This window comes from Bradyrhizobium oligotrophicum S58, assembly GCF_000344805.1.
Lineage (GTDB): Bacteria > Pseudomonadota > Alphaproteobacteria > Rhizobiales > Xanthobacteraceae > Bradyrhizobium > Bradyrhizobium oligotrophicum.
This window is the reverse complement of sequence record NC_020453.1, coordinates 7,705,501-7,723,582: the sequence shown is the minus strand read 5'-3', so window position 1 is coordinate 7,723,582 and position 18,082 is coordinate 7,705,501. Positions and strand designations below refer to the sequence as shown.

General features: G+C 65.2%; 18 protein-coding genes. 13 read left to right on the top strand and 5 right to left on the bottom strand.

The window, feature by feature from the left end; genetic code table 11:
- The first annotated feature begins 77 nt into the window (after positions 1 to 77).
- The 11 genes from S58_RS33440 to hisC all read left to right on the top strand — a co-directional run bounded on the left by S58_RS33440 (position 78) and on the right by hisC (position 10,917).
- Positions 78 to 1,859, top strand: a complete 1,782-nt coding sequence (locus S58_RS33440; protein ID WP_042340392.1) for a nitrite reductase — start codon at positions 78 to 80, stop codon at positions 1,857 to 1,859.
- 86 nt (positions 1,860 to 1,945) lie between these two features.
- On the top strand, positions 1,946 to 2,725 hold the full coding sequence (gene cobA, locus S58_RS33435) for a uroporphyrinogen-III C-methyltransferase (RefSeq protein ID WP_015669865.1): 780 nt from the start codon (positions 1,946 to 1,948) through the stop codon (positions 2,723 to 2,725).
- Positions 2,688 to 3,026 carry a c-type cytochrome gene (locus tag S58_RS33430; protein WP_015669864.1) on the top strand — a complete coding sequence of 113 codons (339 nt, stop codon included), beginning with the start codon at positions 2,688 to 2,690 and terminating at the stop codon, positions 3,024 to 3,026. Before cobA ends, S58_RS33430 begins: the two co-directional genes overlap by 38 nt.
- Positions 3,023 to 4,198, top strand: coding sequence for a cytochrome D1 domain-containing protein (locus S58_RS33425; protein WP_015669863.1), 1,176 nt, complete (start codon positions 3,023 to 3,025; stop codon positions 4,196 to 4,198). The genes S58_RS33430 and S58_RS33425 overlap by 4 nt, the downstream gene beginning before the upstream one ends.
- Positions 4,195 to 5,178 carry a siroheme decarboxylase subunit beta gene (gene ahbB / locus S58_RS33420; protein ID WP_015669862.1) on the top strand — a complete coding sequence of 328 codons (984 nt, stop codon included), beginning with the start codon at positions 4,195 to 4,197 and terminating at the stop codon, positions 5,176 to 5,178. The genes S58_RS33425 and ahbB (S58_RS33420) overlap by 4 nt, the downstream gene beginning before the upstream one ends.
- Positions 5,178 to 5,630: an Lrp/AsnC family transcriptional regulator gene (locus S58_RS38855; RefSeq protein ID WP_015669861.1), complete on the top strand. Its 453-nt coding sequence runs from the start codon at positions 5,178 to 5,180 to the stop codon at positions 5,628 to 5,630. Before ahbB (S58_RS33420) ends, S58_RS38855 begins: the two co-directional genes overlap by 1 nt.
- A 3-nt stretch (positions 5,631 to 5,633) precedes the next feature.
- Positions 5,634 to 6,110: a siroheme decarboxylase subunit beta gene (ahbB, locus tag S58_RS38850; protein WP_015669860.1), complete on the top strand. Its 477-nt coding sequence runs from the start codon at positions 5,634 to 5,636 to the stop codon at positions 6,108 to 6,110.
- Between the two features lie 11 nt (positions 6,111 to 6,121).
- Positions 6,122 to 7,330 (top strand): heme d1 biosynthesis radical SAM protein NirJ, encoded by a 1,209-nt coding sequence (gene nirJ / locus S58_RS33405; protein WP_015669859.1) that lies wholly within the window; start codon positions 6,122 to 6,124, stop codon positions 7,328 to 7,330.
- Positions 7,308 to 8,864 (top strand): cytochrome D1 domain-containing protein, encoded by a 1,557-nt coding sequence (locus S58_RS33400; RefSeq protein ID WP_015669858.1) that lies wholly within the window; start codon positions 7,308 to 7,310, stop codon positions 8,862 to 8,864. The genes nirJ and S58_RS33400 overlap by 23 nt, the downstream gene beginning before the upstream one ends.
- Positions 8,848 to 9,645 carry a CbiX/SirB N-terminal domain-containing protein gene (locus tag S58_RS33395; protein ID WP_015669857.1) on the top strand — a complete coding sequence of 266 codons (798 nt, stop codon included), beginning with the start codon at positions 8,848 to 8,850 and terminating at the stop codon, positions 9,643 to 9,645. The genes S58_RS33400 and S58_RS33395 overlap by 17 nt, the downstream gene beginning before the upstream one ends.
- Before the next feature lie 204 nt (positions 9,646 to 9,849).
- Positions 9,850 to 10,917, top strand: a complete 1,068-nt coding sequence (gene hisC, locus S58_RS33390) for a histidinol-phosphate transaminase (protein WP_015669856.1) — start codon at positions 9,850 to 9,852, stop codon at positions 10,915 to 10,917.
- A gap of 28 nt (positions 10,918 to 10,945) precedes the next feature.
- Here the strand turns inward: hisC and S58_RS33385 are convergent, their stop codons facing one another.
- From S58_RS33385 to S58_RS37040, 4 genes are all read right to left on the bottom strand, one after another.
- Positions 10,946 to 11,281 carry a cobaltochelatase CobT-related protein gene (locus tag S58_RS33385; RefSeq protein WP_015669855.1) on the bottom strand — a complete coding sequence of 112 codons (336 nt, stop codon included), beginning with the start codon at positions 11,279 to 11,281 and terminating at the stop codon, positions 10,946 to 10,948.
- Positions 11,282 to 11,433: 152 nt separating this feature from the next.
- Entirely contained in the window at positions 11,434 to 12,252 is an 819-nt protein-coding gene (locus S58_RS33380; protein ID WP_015669854.1) for a TIGR04222 domain-containing membrane protein, read from the bottom strand.
- Between the two features lie 4 nt (positions 12,253 to 12,256).
- A complete protein-coding gene (locus S58_RS33375) occupies positions 12,257 to 12,811 on the bottom strand; it encodes a glycine-rich domain-containing protein (protein ID WP_015669853.1) in 555 nt (184 codons plus the stop codon).
- A gap of 87 nt (positions 12,812 to 12,898) precedes the next feature.
- Positions 12,899 to 13,978, bottom strand: coding sequence for a M48 family metalloprotease (locus S58_RS37040; protein ID WP_015669852.1), 1,080 nt, complete (start codon positions 13,976 to 13,978; stop codon positions 12,899 to 12,901).
- 1,097 nt (positions 13,979 to 15,075) lie between these two features.
- Here S58_RS37040 and S58_RS33360 point away from each other — a divergent pair.
- Together S58_RS33360 and S58_RS33355 are read left to right on the top strand one after the other, a co-directional pair.
- Positions 15,076 to 15,414 carry a hypothetical protein gene (locus S58_RS33360; RefSeq protein ID WP_015669851.1) on the top strand — a complete coding sequence of 113 codons (339 nt, stop codon included), beginning with the start codon at positions 15,076 to 15,078 and terminating at the stop codon, positions 15,412 to 15,414.
- Positions 15,415 to 15,774: 360 nt separating this feature from the next.
- Positions 15,775 to 16,395, top strand: a complete 621-nt coding sequence (locus S58_RS33355; protein ID WP_042340388.1) for a flagellar basal body L-ring protein FlgH — start codon at positions 15,775 to 15,777, stop codon at positions 16,393 to 16,395.
- Between the two features lie 80 nt (positions 16,396 to 16,475).
- Here the strand turns inward: S58_RS33355 and S58_RS33350 are convergent, their stop codons facing one another.
- Positions 16,476 to 18,032: a glycosyltransferase family 39 protein gene (locus S58_RS33350; protein WP_042341069.1), complete on the bottom strand. Its 1,557-nt coding sequence runs from the start codon at positions 18,030 to 18,032 to the stop codon at positions 16,476 to 16,478.
- Positions 18,033 to 18,082 lie beyond the last annotated feature (50 nt).

Genomic DNA, 18,082 nt, shown 5'->3' with positions numbered 1-18,082 from the left:
CTTAACTGCGGTCAAGGCGGTCCGCGACGTCCTCGGGCATAAGGTCGACACCAATTCTTATGCTGGGAGAGGATCGAATGCGGAATCGCGCTTTTTTACTTGCGATGCTGACAGGCGGCATAGCCGTCATCGGCGGAGCAATTCTGGGACCGGTCGCGGCGAATGCGCAGGCTGACAGCGCAGCGCCAAAGCCTGCCGACGTCCAACAACACAAGACGACGCCGGGCGGCCAGTACCAGCCGAGCCTCGACACGCTGGGCGCGAAGCCGACCGAACAGCCGGGCACCAAACCGGGCGATCCCGTGCTGAGCAAGGCGGAGTTCGATCAGGCCAACCGCATCTATTTCGAGCGCTGCGCCGGCTGCCATGGCGTGCTGCGCAAGGGCGCCACGGGCAAGCCGCTGACGCCTGACCTGACCAAGAAGCTCGGCTTCGACTATCTGCGCGACTTCATCACCTACGGATCGCCCGGCGGCATGCCGAACTGGGGTTCGTCCGGCCAGCTTTCGGAGGCCGAAGTGGCGCTGATGGCGCGCTATCTGCTCAACGACCCGGCGCAGCCGCCGGAGTTCGGCCTCAAGGAGATGAAGGACAGCTGGAAGGTCATCGTGCCGGTGGCGCAGCGGCCGACCAAGAAGCTGAACAAGCTCGACATCGACAACCTGTTCGCGGTGACGCTGCGCGATGCCGGCGAGGTCGCTCTCATCGACGGCACCACCAAGAAGATCGAGCTGATCCTGCAGACCGGCTACGCCGTGCACATCTCGCGCATGTCGGCCTCCGGCCGCTACCTCTACACGGTCGGCCGCGACTCCAAGCTCAATCTGGTCGATCTCTGGATGGACCCGCCGCAGACGGTCGCCGAGCTCAAGATCGGCACCGAGGCGCGCTCGGTCGAGACCTCGAAGTTCAAGGGCTATGAGGACAAGTACGCCATTGCCGGTGCCTATTGGCCGCCGCAATACGTGCTGATGGATGGCGCGACGCTGGAGCCGCTCAAGGTGGTCTCGACCCGCGGCATGACCTACGACACGCAGGAATTCCATCCGGAGCCGCGTGTCGCCTCGATCGTGGCCTCGCACTACAATCCGGAGTTCGTGGTCAACATCAAGGAGACCGGACAGACCCTGCTGGTCAACTACAAGGACATCAAGAACCTGAAGGTGACCGCGATCGAAGCCGAGCGCTTCCTGCATGATGGCGGCTTCGACAAGACCGGGCGCTATTTCTTCGTGGCGGCGAATGCGCGGCATCGGATCGCGATCATCGACACCAAGGAGGACAAGCTGGTCAAGGTGTTGGAGTCGGGCGGCCAGACGCCGCATCCGGGCCGCGGCGCGAATTTCGAGCATCCGAAGTTCGGGCCGGTCTGGGCCACCAGCCATCTCGGCAACGAGACCATCTCGTTCATCGGCTCCGATCCCGAGAAGCACAAGGACAACGCCTGGAAGGTGGTGCAGACGGTCGACGGCCAGGGCGGCGGTTCGCTGTTCATCAAGACCCATCCGAAGTCGGAGAACATCTACGTCGATACGCCGCTGAACACCGACGCCGAAATCTCCTCCTCGGTCGCCGTCTTCAAGATCAAGGACCTCACCAAGGAGAAGCCTGAATACAAGGTGCTGCCGATCGGCCAATGGTCGGGCATCTCCGAAGGCGCCCGTCGCGTGGTGCAGGGCGAGTTCAACAAGGAGGGCAACGAGATCTGGTTCTCCGTGTGGAACAACAAGGCGCAGGAATCGGCGATCGTGGTCGTCGATGACAAGACGCTGACGATGAAGACGGTGATCCGCGACAAGCGGCTGGTCACGCCCACCGGCAAGTTCAACGTCTACAACACGCGAAACGACGTCTACTGAACGTGAACGCGAAGCCCGATGGTGTGGCGAGAGCATCGCCACGCCATCGGCGTCAGCAGAAAGCGAAGATGGCTGGAGCGCGCGCAATGTCGATGGGAAAGGTCTATCTGGTCGGGGCTGGTCCGGGCGATCCCGAGCTTCTGACGGTCAAGGCGGTGCGTGCGATCGCCGCGGCCGACGTCGTGGTCTACGACCGCCTGGTGCCCGACGGCATTCTCGCCACCATCAGTGACGGCGTCGCCCGTATCAATGTCGGCAAGCAGGCCGGCTTGCATCCGGTGCCGCAGGTCGAGATCAACGATATTCTTGTGAAGCTCGGCCGGGCCGGGCGCACCGTGGTCCGCCTGAAGGGTGGCGATCCCTTCATCTTCGGCCGCGGTTCGGAAGAGGCTGCCGAGCTCGAGGCCGCAGGCATTCCTTATGAGGTGATTCCGGGCATCACGGCGGCGCAGGGTTGTGCGGCCGCGGCGCGGATTCCGTTGACTCATCGCGGGCTCGCCACCGGCGTTCGCTATGTGACCGGCCATCGCAAAGCCGATGAGCCGCTCGAGCTCGACTGGGACAGCCTGGCCGATCCGGACACGACGCTGGTCGTCTACATGGGCCTCGCCAATGTCGAGGAGATCACGCGCAACCTGATCGCGCGCGGGCTGCCGGGATCGTTGCCGGTGCTTGCGGTGTGTCAAGGAACGACGGCACAGGAGCGGCGAATATGCACACGCCTGGACGCGCTCACAGCAGTGACGCGCGAGGCGGCATTCACCGGACCCGTGCTGTTCATCATCGGCCGTGTCGCCGGCATGGCCTTGCAGCGGAGTGAGCAGAACCATGGGACCGATGTCGGTGCCATCTCCGTCGTGGCCTAGCGCCATCGGCCTGTGGATCGTGGCGACGACGGTCGCCTGCGCGGGTGAAGCCTCGCCGGACCCTGCCAAGCTCGCCAATCTGGTGCGGCAGGACTGCGGCTCCTGTCACGGGCTGACCTTGAAGGGCGGGCTCGGCAAGCCGCTGACGCCGGATCATCTGCGTGCCTGGAACAGCGATCAACTCGTCAGCATCGTGCTCGACGGTGTGCCGGGCACGCCGATGCCGCCCTGGCGTCCATTGATCAGCGAAGAGGATGCTCGCTGGATCGTCGCGCGGCTGCAGGAGGGCAATCTGCCATGAGGCTCGGAACGAAGCTGTGGTTTGCGCTCGTCTGCATGCTGCCGTTGCTGGCGCAGGCGACCGAATTGCGCGGCACCGGCGATCTCGGCATCGTCATCGAGCGCGCCACCGGCTCTGTGCTGGTCGTCGATACCAGCCAGCGCGGGACGATCGGCCGCGTCGAGGGGCTCGGCGATCTCTCGCATGCTTCCGTCGTGTTCTCGCCGGACCAGCGTTTCGCCTTCGTGTTTGGTCGCGACGGCGGGCTGACCAAGGTCGACCTGCTGACGGCCTCGATCGTGAGGCGTATCGTGCAGGCCGGCAATGCGATCGGCGGCGCCATCTCCGACGATGGCACGCTGATCGCCGTCTCGAACTACGAACCGGGCGGGGTGCGCGTATTCGATGCGAAGACGCTCGATCCCGTCATCGACATTCCCGCCACCGGCGCCGATGGAAAATCGTCGAAGACGCTCGGCCTCGTCGACCTGCCGGGGCGGCGCTTCGCGTGGTCGCTATACGACGCCGGCGAGATCTGGGTCGCCGATCTCACCGACGCCAAGGCGCCGCAGCTCACCAAGCTGACCGGCATCGGCAAGCTGCCCTATGACGGCAACGTCACACCGGATGGCAGGCATTATCTCGCCGGCCTGTTCGGTGAGGACGGTGTCGTCCATGTCGACACTTGGCAGACGCCGCTCAGGGCCGAGCGCATCCTCAACGGATATGGCAAGGGCGAGGAGCCGCTGCCGGTCTACAAGATGCCGCATCTCGAAGGCTGGGCCGCCGTCGGCGACCGGCTGCTGCTGCCGGCTGTCGGCCACCACGATCTGATCGCGGTGGATCTGCGCGACTTCAAGGAGGTCGGCCGCATCGCCACCCATGGCCAGCCGGTGTTCGCGGTGGCGCGGCCCGACGGTCGCTACGTCTGGGTCAACTTTGCGCATCCGCGCAACGACACCATCGAAATCGTCGACACGCTGTCGCTGAAGATCGTGCACCGCTTCGCGCCGGGACCGGCGGTGCTGCACATGGAGTTCACGCCGCGTGGCAATGAGGTCTGGGTCTCCGTGCGCGATGCCGACCGGGTCGACGTCTATGACGCCACGACGTTTGCCAAGAAGGCCGAGATCCCGGCGCAGAAGCCCTCCGGAATTTTCTTCACCGTGCGTGCGACGAGGATTGGACAATGACGCCGAACCCGACCGAACTCGCCTTGATCGATCGCTGGCAGCACAATTTTCCGCTGGTCGAGCGGCCGTTCGAGGTCGTCGGACGCTCCGCGGCGCTGAACCAGACCGAGACGATCGGCATCTTCCGCGCCATGCATGCGCGCGAGGTGATCTCGCGGATCGGCGCCGTGGTGCGGCCGAACACGGTCGGCGCCTCGACGCTGGCGGTGATGCAGGTGCCGGCGGAACGGCTGGAGCAGGTTGCCACGCTGGTGAGCCGGCAGCCGCTGGTCACGCACAACTACGAGCGCACGCATGATTTGAACCTGTGGTTCGTGCTGGCCGGCGCCAATGTGGATGCGATCCGTTCTGCGATGCGCAGCATCGCTGCGCAGACCGGGATTGCGGTGCTCGATCTGCCGATGCTGCGCGCCTATCATCTCGGACTTGGCTTTTCGCTCAGTCCCGAGACGTCGCAGCCGCGCACCAAGGCCGGCGCGATCGGCTATACACCCGCGCCCGCCGACCGCAATATTCTCGCCGCGATCCAGGATGGCCTGCCGCTGGTCGAGACGCCCTATCGCGCGGTCGCCGACGCGCTTGGTCTCGACGAAGCCGATGTGATCGGCCGGCTGGAGCATCTGGTCGCCGCCGGCGTCGTCACACGGTTCGGCTGCGTCCTGCGTCACGACAAGCTCGGCTACCGCGCCAATGCGATGGCGGTGTGGGACGTGCCGGACGACATGGTCGATGCCGTTGCCGCCATGTTCGCGCGCCATCCGCGCGTGACCCTGTGCTACCAGCGGCCGCGGCGCCTGCCGTTCTGGCGCTACAATCTGTTCTGCATGGTGCACGCGAAATCGCGCGATGAGGCCTATGCCGTGCTCGACGATCTCGCGCTGCAGGCCGACACCGGGCTGCTGCCGCACGACGTGCTGTTCTCGACCCGCTGCTTCAAGCAGCGCGGCGCTGTTTTCGCCGAGCTGAAGGAGGCGAGCTGATGGGCATCGTGGATCCGACGGGACGCGCGATCATCAACGGCCTGCAAGGCGGTTTTCCGCTGACGTCGCGGCCCTTCCGCGAAGCCGGCGCTGCGCTCGGGCTCACCGAGGATGAATTGATTGAAGGCGTCGGCGAACTGATCGCGGCGGGTCAGTTGAGCCGGTTCGGGCCGCTGTGGAACGCCGTGGAGCTCGGCGGCGCCGTGTGCCTCGCCGCGATCGCCGTGCCGCCGGCGCGGTTCGATGCGGTGGCCAACCAGGTCAATGCCCATCCCGAGGTCGCGCATAACTACGAGCGCGGCCACGCGCTCAACATGTGGTTCGTCGTCTCCTCCGAGGACCCGGCGCGGATCGACGCCGTCTTGGCCGAGATCGAGCGCGAGACCGGGCTTGTCGTCCATGCGATGCCTAAGCGGCAGGAGTTTTTCGTCGGCTTCCGGGTGGAGGTGTAATCCATGCTTGATGCCATCGATCGCAAGCTGATTGCCGCCACGCAAGGCGGCTTGCCGCTGGTGCGCGAGCCCTATGCCGCGCTGGCGGACCAGCTCGGCCTGCCCGAGGCCCAGGTGATCGCGCGACTGCAGGACCTCCTGGCGCGCGGGGCGATCCGGCGCATCGGTGCGATCCCGAACCATTATGCGCTCGGCTTCACCGCTAACGGCATGTCGGTGTGGGATGTCGCCGACGAGGAAATCGCTGAGGTCGGCGCCATGGTCGGCGCGCTCGATGCCGTCACCCATTGCTATGAGCGTCCGCGCCATCTGCCGCTGTGGCCGTACAATCTGTTCGCCATGGTGCATGGCCGCACGCGCGACGAGGTCAGGTCTGAGGTTGCCGACATCGCCCGCCTGATCGGTCCCGCGGCGCGTGCGCACGAGGTGCTGTTCTCGACCCGGATCCTGAAGAAGACTGGACTTCGCATCGCTGCCTGAGGAGACGGGTCATGTTCCGCCTGAGCCAATATCTGCGTGACCTGCACGAGCCGCCGCCCACCGGGCCGGTGCGGCAGCCGCCGGGACCCGTGGTGATCTGGAACCTGATCCGCCGCTGCAACCTCACCTGCAAGCATTGCTACTCGATCTCGGGCGATGTCGACTTTCCCGGCGAATTGTCGACCGCCGAAGTCTTCGACGTCATGGACGATCTCAAGGCATTCCGCGTGCCCGTGCTGATCCTGTCCGGCGGCGAGCCCTTGATGCGTCGTGACATCTTCGAGATTTCGCAGCGTGCCAAGGCGATGCGCTTCTATGTCGGCCTGTCCAGCAACGGCACCTTGGTGGACGACGCGATGGCCGATCGCATCCGTGACATCGGCTACGATTATGTCGGCATCTCGCTCGACGGCATCGGCGCGACCCACGACCGCTTCCGCCGCAAGGAGGGCGCCTATGAGCAGGCGCTGGGCGGGCTGCGGCGCCTGCGCGATCGCGGCATCAAGGTCGGCGTCCGCTTCACGATGACGGAGGACAACGCGGCGGAGCTGCCGCTGCTGCTCGACCTGGTCGAGCGCGAAGGTTTTCCAAAATTCTATCTGTCGCATCTGGTCTATGCCGGGCGCGGCAACAAGAACCGTGGCGACGATGCGCTATGGCAGACGACGCGCGAGGCCATGGACATGGTGATCGCACGCGCCTGGCGCTGGGCGCAAGCCGGCAGCGAGATGGAGATCGTCACCGGCAACAACGATGCCGACGCGATCTATCTGCTGCAATGGGCGGCGCGCAACGTGCCGTCCGCCGTAGACGCGCTACGCGCCAAGCTCAAGCGCTGGGGTGGCAATTCCTCGGGCGTCAACGTCGCCAACATCGACAATCTCGGCAACGTGCATCCGGATACGATGTGGTGGCACCACGATCTCGGCAACGTCAAGGAGCGGCCGTTCTCGGCGATCTGGACCGACCTGTCGGACCCGATCATGGCCGGCCTGAAGCGCAAGCCGCGCTTGGTCGGCGGCCGTTGCGGCGCCTGCGCGTATATCGACATCTGCAATGGCAATACGCGCGTGCGCGCGCTGCGGATCACCGGCGATGCCTGGGCCGAGGACCCCGGCTGCTACCTCACCGATGCAGAGATCGGGCTGGCCGGGCCGGTCGACCGCGTCAAGACCTCACTCTACCGCGGAATGAGTCATGAAGCTCCGCTGTCTGCTTGAAGCCTTGTTGGTCGCTGCTGCGCTGACGGGGGCGGCCCGCGCCGAACCCGATGCCACAAAATTGTTCGCGGACAATTGCGCGGAGTGTCACGGCGCCGACCGTCTCGGCCGGCTCGGGCCGGCATTGCTGCCGGAAAATCTCGGCCGCATGATGGGGGCGCGGGCGGGCGCCGTCATCGCCGATGGCCGCACGGCGACGCAGATGCCAGGTTTTGCCGGCAAGCTCGCCAAGGACGAGATCGCCGCACTCGTCGCCTATATCTCGACGCCGCTGCCGGACATTCCCGTCTGGGGCCAGCATGAGATCGAGGCGAGCCGCGTCGTGCACGCGCAGGCGGAGAAACTGGACAGGCCGCGCTTCGATGCCGATCCGATGAACCTGTTCGTCGTGGTCGAGGCCGGCGATCATCACGCCACCATCCTCGATGGCGACCGCTTCGAGCCGTTGACGCGGTTCCAGACCCGCTTCGCGTTGCATGGCGGGCCGAAATTCACCCCCGACGGCCGTTACGTGTTCTTCATGTCGCGCGACGGCTGGGTCAGCAAATATGATCTGTGGACCTTGACCATGCTGGCGGAGGTACGCGCCGGGATCAATGCGCGCAACATCGCCATCTCGCGCGACGGCAAGCACATCGCGGTCGCCAATTATCTGCCGCACACGCTGGTGATGCTGTCGACCGACGATCTCTCCGTGGAGAAGATCTTCGACGTCAAGGACAAGCACGGCAAGTCCTCGCGCGTCTCGGCCGTCTACCAGGCGCCGCCGCGCGACAGCTTCATTGCCGCGCTCAAGGACGTCGGCGAGATCTGGGAGATCGCGACCGATCCGAATGCGCCGCCGGTCTATCCGGGCTTCGTCCATAGCCACGAGAAGGGCATGATCGAGGCGCTGCCGTCGTCGCAGGGCCTGTTCGCGCTGCGCCGGATCGAGGTGCCGGAGCCGCTCGACGACTTCTTTTTCGATCCGCCCTATCGCAACCTGATCGGCTCGGCGCGCGAGGGCAGGGCGATCGTCGTCAACCTCACCGTCGGCCGCGACGTCAAGCAGCTCGATCTGCCCGGCCTGCCGCATCTCGGCTCCGGCATCTCATGGACCTGGGACGGCCGCCGCGTGATGGCGACGCCGCTGTTGAAGGAAGGCAAGATCAGCGTGCTCGACATGCAGGATTGGTCGGAGGTGAAAGTGATCGAGACGCCCGGTCCCGGCTTCTTCATGCGCAGCCACGAGAACACGCCCTATGCCTGGACCGACAGCATGATGGGCGCGAAAAAGGACACCCTGTCGATCATAGACAAGCGTAGCCTCGAAGTGGTGCGCAGCATCACGCCGGAGCCAGGCAAGACGGCCGCCCATGTCGAGTTCGACAAGAGCGGCCGGCATGCGCTGGTGTCGATCTGGGAGGATCAGGGTGCGCTCGTGGTGTACGATGCGCAAACGTTCACCGAGCTGAAGCGGCTGCCGATGTCGCGCCCCTCGGGCAAGTACAACGTCTGGAACAAGATCACCTTCTCCGATGGGACCAGCCACTGAGCCGCATCCGTTCGACACGGCGCTGCTGCTCGCCGCCCATGGCGAACGGCGGGAGGGAGCGGGCAATGACGGCGTATGGCGGATCGCGCAAGCGCTGTCCGCTCGCGGTCTCGTATCCGAGGTCGGGGTCGGCTTCATCTCCGGTGAGCCCGGCATCGAAGCGGCGCTGCGCCGGCTGACGGCGCACCGGGTCATCGTCTATCCGCTGTTCGTGTCGTCGGGCTATTTCAGCCGTGACCGCCTGGTGCAACTGCTCGACGACGCCGACAGGCATCGTAAGCGGGAGGTCATGAGCCTGCCTCCGCTCGGCATGGATCCCGCCCTGCCGGCGTTCATCACGCAATGCGCACGGCGGGCTGCCAAAGCGACCGATGTTTCACCGGCGGACTGTGCCGTCGTCTTGTTGGCGCATGGCTCTCGGCGCAGGTCCGAATCCCGCGAAGCGGCCGAACAGATAGCAAAGGAGATTGGCCACAGCGCCGTGTTTGCAGATGTCCGGACTGCATTCCTGGAGGAGCGGCCACACCTTGGTGAAGTTGCGCGGCAGGTTTCCGGTCCCGCAGTCGTGGTCGGCCTGTTTTCCGGTGAAGGGCTGCATGGCGCGCGCGACATGCCAAGATTGATGGTGGAGCTGGCGCGTGACGACATTGTTTCTGCCGGCGTGGTCGGCTGTGCTCCCGGAATCGAGGAGCTGATCGCGGCTGCGGTGACCCGCGCCATCTCGTCGTGGGACAGCCCGCCGCTGCGGTACGAAGATGTTCGATGGACGCCTGGCGATTGAGGGTCGCTTGGCTTTCGTTTCGCCGTGACGTACGGTCGCACAGCGGAGCGAGGAGATGGTATTGAACTGCGGATTTGAGGGGCGGTCGTTCGAATCGTGTCGGGCGCGCCATTTACGGATGCAACGTCACACGTTCAATTTGCGCTTCGGTCGCCTCCGGTCGATCGGCCGTTGGGCGCGTCACGGGTCCGCAGGAGGACGATCTTGAGCCGTTTCTGGTCGGAGCTCGCCCGGGGGCTGTCGCCCTACGTGCCCGGCGAACAGCCGCAGATACCGGGCCTCGTCAAGCTCAACACCAATGAGAGCCCGTTCGGACCATCGCCGAAGGCCATCGAGGCCATCCGGGCGACGGCCGCCGACACGCTGCGCCTTTATCCCGACCCGCAGGCGACGCGCCTGCGCGAGGCGCTGGCCGACTATCACGAGGTCGCGCCCGACCAGGTTTTCGTCGGCAACGGCTCCGACGAGGTGCTCGCGCACACCTTCGCGGCGCTGCTGAAGCAGTCGTCGCCGCTGCTGTTCCCCGACGTGACCTACAGCTTCTATCCGGTCTACTGCCGGCTCCTGGGAATCGACTACACGACGGTTCCGCTCGACGCCGGGATGCGCGTGCGCGTCGACGACTATCTCGGCCGTGCCGGGCCGGTGATCGTGGCCAATCCGAATGCGCCGACGGGAATCGCGCTGTCGCGCGCGGAGATCGCGCGGCTGGTGTCGGCGCGCAGCGACGCGGCTGTCGTGGTCGACGAGGCCTATGTCGATTTCGGCGCCGAGACGGCGATCCCGCTGATCCGCGACTACCCCAATCTCCTGGTCGTGCAGACGATGTCGAAGTCGCGCGCGCTCGCCGGCCTGCGCGTCGGCTATGCGATCGGCGATGCCGGACTCATCGCGGGCCTGACCCGGGTCAAGGACAGCTTCAATTCCTATCCGCTCGGCCGCCCGGCCCAGGCCGGCGCAATCGCCTCGCTCGAGGACGACGCGTATTTCCAGCAGGCGCGCGCGGTCATCATCAAGAACCGCGCCGACCTCACCGCCGCGCTGGCCGGGCTCGGCTTCGAGGTGCTGCCGTCCAGCGCCAATTTCGTCTTTGCGCGCCATCCGGACCGCTCTGGCCAGGCGCTGGCCGCCGCGCTGCGCGAGCGCGCGGTGCTCGTCCGCCACTTCACGGCGGAGCGCATCGCCGACTACCTTCGCATCACCATCGGCTCGGAAGCCGAGCTCGCGCGCCTGACGGACGCGCTGCGCGAGGTGCTGGTGCAGAACAGCTGAGATTTGCGGGGGCCGATTGCGGGCGCGCCTAAATTGGATTATTCTGATAATCAAAACAGTGTGGTGCAGCCAATAGCTGCCCGATGATCTGAACGACAGCCTCTTCCAATTGCTCCGGGGAGTCGATCGTGATGCTTCGCTTGTAGTAGCGCTCGACGCGGTGGTTGATGCCGATCGCAGCAAGCCGGATGTCGCCGGCGCCCTCGATCTCGCTGATCAGTTCAGGCAAATGGTGGTGCAGATATCCCTCGCCGTTCTCCATCAGCGTCGAGTCGTCACGGGGCCGTGAGCTCCGCAGTGGACGGAGAAAGCTCAAGACGATCAGCGCAACCAGGAGGGTGAGGAAAACGTCACGCCAGAACACGCCGAGCTCCAGTGATCTGGTTGACCGCCTGCATGAGACATTCTCTGAACGAGTCGGTGGCGAGATCGAGATTTAGCAATGGCCATGATGCGGCCTTGCGCCCTCATAGGGAAGACTTCGATGCCGACGGCAACGGCGCGCACCGGTGATTGTCAGCTGCAGCCACCGCATCCGCCGCCACCACCGCCCCCGCAGCCTCCGCCGCCGCATCCTCCCCCACTACTGCTCAGTGCCTTGGAGGTTGCCAGCACCGAGGCATAAGCGGTGCCGGACAACACCACGGCGCCCGACAGCGCCACCGCCAGCAGCAATTCATGCTCGCGTGGCGCTCGGGCAACGCGGGCGTGGGATGCCTGGTAGCTGCGGAGCGCGTCGACGCCGGCGCGCGTCCGCGTCGGTGGCTTCGCCAGCACATAGGCCGCCAGGCAGGTCGCGGCGAGCAGGATGAGCAGGAAGCCGACCGGGTGATGCCGCTCGGTGCCGACGACGGCCTTGATGGCGCCGAACAGCAGCAGGGCGCCGACGAATGGCAGTACCGCGCTGCGGAAGGCTTTCATCTGCGGATCAGTCGGATAATAGCCGATGGCCCTCAGGCGATCCTGGAGCTGGAGGGCAAGCGGCGCCAGTGCCGTCTGGAATTCCGTCCGCGTCATCTCGGGATGCAGCTTGAGCGGCGGCGGCCGATCGATCAGGGCGGCCAGCGGCGTCTGGTCCGAGACCGTGATCCTGTGATCGCGCGGCGTGAAAGTTGCGGCCTTGCTGGCGGCGAAGCCGAGCAGCACCGCGTCACCGAGCCGGCGCTCGCCGCCGGACAGATAGGCCAGCTCAAGCTCGGTCAGCGGATGGATGGTGGCTGCGGCGGGACCGATCATCCGCCGCGCCTGAAAGGCAAGCCAGAAGAGAATGCCGGCACAGGCGACATAGAGCAGCAAAAAGGGGCCGGCCGTCCAGTCGAATGGATTGAGCGGCAAGTGTTCATCTCCCAAACAGTCGCCGCAGCCAAGCGCGAGGCCGCGGCAGGATGAGCCAGATATTGCGGTCCGTGACGTGATAACGCGGGCCGGCGAAGCGCAGATGTGTTGCAGGCCACAGATCGGGGCTGGGTGGTCCGAAGAAGCGTTCGTGCAGCGCCAGGGTCTCGGCATATTGCCGGCGATAGGTCATCTGCGCCTCAGCGCCGCCCGGAGTGGGATCATGATGCAGCGGCGCCTGCAGCCGCTCGCCGCACCAGACGGTCCAATAGTCGCGCGAATAGATCAGATGCTGGTGCCAGACCTCGTCGACGGCCTCGCTCGGGGTGACCGGCGTTGGCGAGACCATCGCGAGGAAGCAGAAGCGGCGATAGGCCTCGATGGCAACGCGGGCCTCGTCGAGGCTCCAGCCATGGTCGCGGGCGAGGCGTTGCGTGAAGTTGAGCGGCGTATCGGGCTCGAAGTCATGCGCGACGATGCGCTGCCACAGCTCCTGCCGCGCAGGCGTCCAGTCCGGCTCGTGGGCCTGGACGTCGACCTTGACCTGCGCGCGCTGCACCGAAGACTCCCGGGGATCGTGCACGAGGCAATTATAGCACAGAACGAGATGCGTTCCAGTGGTGCGCGGGAGCGCGGCAGGCTGCGATCACATCCCCACCTGCACCCAGGTCTGTGCCATTTTGCGCCATTCGGCGTCGAGCCGCGCTGATAGCTCGCGCGCGGCCTCCGGCACCAGCAGCCGCTCGATGGCCGGCGTCTCGACCGGATCGATCGCGGGAATTGCGGTGTAGCCGAGATTGGCAAGCCGCTTGCTGAACGGCGGGTGCGTCGAATCCGGGTCGTCTTTTTCCTCCGTCATTGCCGTGGCCGCCGCGGCGGCAAGCGCGTCATCGGCGCGGATCTCGGCGCGCTGTGCCGACATCCGCTGCAGCGGCGTGGCCGGTACGCGGATCGCTCCGAGCATGTCGCTTTCCAAGGGAGCAAACACCAGCTCGCGCAGACGCACCGTGCAGCCGGCCAACAGAGTCAGGGCGCGCGCCATCTCAGCCTGTCCGATCCACTGTGCGGCACGACTGTCGGCGGCCAGCTCGTCCCGCCGCGACAGCGTGCTGTATTCGCTGTTCAGCCAGATCAGCAGCGAACGCAGCAACGGTTCGGCGAGGCGTCCGGTGACGGTGCGGTCGGGGTTTGCGTAGTGGAGAACATTCTCGCACGCGCGCAGGAAGTCCAGCAGGTTGGCGCCGCCCGAGATGTGCTGCAGTTCGGCATGCGCGACCTCATGCGCGATGACCGCGCGGACGGCGCGCTCGTCGAAAATCATCAGCAACGGCAGTCCGACGGTCATGGTGACGTGCTGCCCGAATATACCGGCATAAGCGCGCGTTTCGCCGATCGAGGCATTGAGCGCGGCATCGGTCCGCGGCGTGCGATTGCGCTTGGCAAAGGCGGGGTCGAGCTCCCGCCAGATCCGCCAGAGATGGGGGGCCATGGTCTCGTCGAGGGCATTGCTCCGATCTGCTCGCGTCGGCAGCAACAGGATCCCAAGTGCCAGCGCAACTGCCGCCGTCACCAGGCAGAACATGAGGGGAGCCGTGACGAGTGCTGCCCTCGTGTAGTCGTCCAGTAGCATGAGCCAGAGGACGAACAACCCCCAGGCAAGCGCGACGATCGGCAGAACCGCGTAGCGGCCGAGCTGCAGGATACAGGCCAGGGCGAACCGTTTCATTTTGGTTCCGCGAACAACGGCTCGTCGAGGACGATCAACTGATCAATCCCTGTCGATCCAAGACATTTGGAAGTTCTGTTCAGCATTGATCAGCTGGGTCAATCGCGGCTGACCGATCGTCGTCGGCAGGCCGCGCAACCGGTCACGAAGGGTACGACATTTGTTGTTCCGGAGGACCACGTTCCGATGAGACGTCGGTGTTCTCATCGGAAACCGTAACATCTGGACCGGAGTACGCGCTTTCAGAAAAGTCGCGCGGCATCGAAACATGTTGCGGATGTTGCCACGTAACAACACTGGTTGTGCTTCGTCCGTGCATGTATCGGTCGCCCGCTGCGCGATGTCCCGATGCAGCCTCGAGATGGCAGGGTGATCCGTCACGAGAGCCGGGTTCATACACACCACCCGCATTGGATTTTTCCCGATCAGCCATGGGAGAGATGCCCGGGTACATGCGGCGCGAGCGAGATCCGGGCCAGATGTAGACGGATCCTCGCTCCTGTCGGTTGCACTGGTGTAGTCCGGGCCCGGAGAGTGCCCGATCGAACGCGCGATGTAATCCTGCGGTAAGGGCGAGAACCTAGTTTTCGAACTGTCCTTGCGGTCGACGTCACATCAGTTTCGCAATCGACCGCGCGTGTCGGCAGCGATGACTCTCCACCCCACGATGTGGCGCTTGACCGGAATGACATTGGAGAGGTGTCGCAGAACTGAAAGCTCGACCTGATCAGGTTGGCTCCGTCCCACCTGCGGCACCTCTCCAAGAAAAGCTGGCACCGCATGGCTTCGAACGTCGTCGGAGTCCAGTGAGCAGGCCGTTCGGGTTGTGACCCAGCCCCACGCCCCCGAACGGCCTGCAATGCTTCGCCTCGCTCTATCTCAAATTCCTCTTTGTACCTGGTGTCTCTTCTCCGTAACGACGTCTGCGGTCGCACGTTCATCGCGTTGTTCGGACATACGCACGGCAGCCGGCGGACCGAACTGGGTTCAGAGGCGTTCTGATGACGAGGTCGTGGTGCCGCGATCTGTAATGATGCCGTAAGCCGCAACCGCGACTCTCCTGCCGCGACGGCTGAGCCGAATGCAAGGAGAACAGAATGAAACGGATTTGCGCGCTTCTGATCGTGGCATCGACCATGGCAGCCACGATCACGACGCCGGCCAGCGCCGGCGGCAACCGCGGAGCGGCGGTGGCAGCCGGCGTGGTGGGAGGTCTGGCGATCGGAGCCCTTCTCGGGTCTGCGGCGACCGCCCGTTCCGCTCCCAGCTATGTCTACAGCTACGAGGACTATTCGCCGCCTCCGGTCGTCTATCGTCGTTACCGTGTCTACGAGTATGACGCCGGATATGGCGGCAGCCATGGTGATGGCTATGGCAGTGGCTATCTGTCCGGCTACAGAGACGGCTATTCGGACGGAGCTTGGGACGGCGACTGAAGCCTTCACGTATCCGCAATGCGCAAGGTCCCGCCAATGCGGGGCCTTGCCTTCGATCCAGAGCGTGCGGCGCCCGGATGCGGCGACGTGACCGATGCGTCCTGCGTCGCCTCGACATGTCCGCATCCACTATGCCGGATGCCCATGATCGAGCAATTTGAAGCGCTTCTTGAAAGTCCCATGACGTGCTGATTAGCCAAATGAGCGCAAAGCTGTACGCATCGCTCGCTCGCGATCGAACGCCTTCCGTCCTGCGCGAGCAGTCCTGTGCTACCAGTTGCGGGCAGTCATGAGCGGTGAAGCGGGTGGTGCTCGCTCTCTCCTGATCGATCGGTCCATCTCTGCGCGAGGCCGCGCGTGATGGTTCGCAGCGTCGCACGCACGCTCATGGCCGTCGGTGCCTTCGGATTGGCAGGCGGCTGCGCTCAACTCGACGGTCCATCGTCTTCGGAAGTGCCGCCGTCCAGTGAGGCTGCGCCTCGTCCGGACACGGAGCCGGCTCCGGCGGCCTCACTGATCGCGCCGGTTCCGGCGCATCCTCCATCGCAGCAGCGAAGCGAATCCCGCGTCGTTTCCAGGACGCGGCGCTCAGCGCAGATTGGCGACATCCTGACGGTTGACGTCAATGTCGACGAGCGCATGATTGTCTCCAGCGCGCCCAAACAGCAGACGGTTGGAGCCGGAGAGCCGAGAAGCGCGGGGCCGGGCAGCGCCGCAGGCCAATTGACGGCGTCGCGCCGAGACCCGAGGCGCATGAGCGTGGCCGCCGTGATCACGCAGGTGTTGCCGGACGGTCGTCTTGCGATCGAGGGACGGCGCGCGGCGCAGATCGGCGGCGCCGTCGTCGAGGTGGCCATCGCCGGCGTTATCCGATCGCAAGACGTCGGCAACGGCAAAACCATCGATGCCTCGAAGATTGCGCAGGCACGCATCTGGTCCCGCTGGCGCGGAAACACGGACGCGCAGCGGCAGGGTCAGTAGCGGAGCGCCGTCGGCGGTTCGACTGCCGGCTGACTCGAAGCCGTCGAACGATGGTTGGTGCGGTCGGGCTGCGCGCCGCCTTAGCGTGTCACCAGGAATGCGACCACCGTCCGCGTGCATCCGGTCCATCCGAACAGTCGGGCCTGCACCACGAACTCGCGTTTGACGTAGTCCCCTGGGCGAGCGGCCGATTCCGCGGCTGCGATGCAATCCGTCTGGTCCCGGAAGCACAGCGAGACCCAGCCGCGGTCGTCATTCGCCTCGGCCGGGCTGTCCGAAATCGGTTGACGAGCTGTGGTGGGGAGGCCGTAGGAAGGGTGATCGTCGCTATAGAAGGTGGTCGCAAGCGCAAGGCTTTCGGTGCCGCCGACATGCGCGAGGGGCCTGCCGGTCAACTCCCGCCATTGCCGCGTCGCTTCCTGCGCCGTCTGCTGATAGAAGGTGCGGCCTTCTTCATAGCCGTGATTGTTGCGATAGAGAGCGTGCAGTGGAGCGGCGATGATCGCGGCTGCGATGGCGACTCCGGCCGTCAGCATCGCCAGGTTGACGGTGTAGAATCGTTCGATCCGATAGCTCGCGCCGCATACGACGACGACCACGAACAAGAACAGTCCTTGAAGCGCCCACAAGGATGGCAGGTCGGTTCCCATGATCAGCGCGTTGACGACGGGCAGTCCGACCGAACCGACGGCGACGTACGCCAGCAGCCGGAGGCCATCGTTCAGCGCAGCCATCTCTGCGGGGAATTGCCTGATCCTGGCCCCGGCAACGATGATCCAGGTCACGGCCGCCACCGCCATCGCGGCGACGAGCCCCAGCAGGAAGAACACGGAATCCCGCAGGGACGTGCACAGGTTGGATTTGGCGTGCATCAGCGCGTGCTGGATGGGCGCTGCATCGGTGGCGACGAGCCAGTCGAGATGCATCGACAGCGCGGCTAGCCCGGCCGCCGTCGAGATCCATGGCGAAGCCGACGTGAAGTAGGCACGGCGCTGCGGATGCGCCATTGCCGCGAATGCGAAGCTCATCACCAGAAAGATCGAATAGTACTTGCCCAGCACAGCGAGCGCGGTCGTGAGGCCTGCTGCGATCGACCAGAGCATCGCTCGCGTTTCGAACGCGCGCAGGAAGCAGTAGGTGGCCAGCGGCCATGTCGCCAGCTGCACCGAGTTCGCGTTGAAGCGCTGCGCGTGAAACTGATAGGCGGGCGTCAACATCAGCAGCAGCAGCACGATCACCCGCTTGTCCCCGGTCACGAAGCGGCGCGAAACGAGGTCGACGAACCACAGCGCCAGCGCCGCGTTGGTCATCGCCATCAGGTGAAATGACCAGTCGGACAAGGGGAATACGGCGGTCCAGCCACCGGCGACCCAGCCCATCAGTGGCGGATGCTTGTTGTAGCCCCAGCCGAACTGTCGTCCGAATGTCCACGTCTCCAGAACGTCGGGATGCAGGCCGGCGCCGGCATAGGCGATCGACAGATAGATCGTCCAGACGATCACGAAGCACGCCAGCAGCAATGGTATGGCCCAGCCGGCCTCGATGCCGTCCAACCAGCGCAGGAATGGACGGCGCCACGCCGCCGGCTGGCTGTCCGACCGTTCGGCGAGCGCCGAGAACGCAAAGTCATGGAGCATGTCGGTGTGCATCAAAGATGGTGCGCCGGACGCGACGTTCGGTCAGCGGC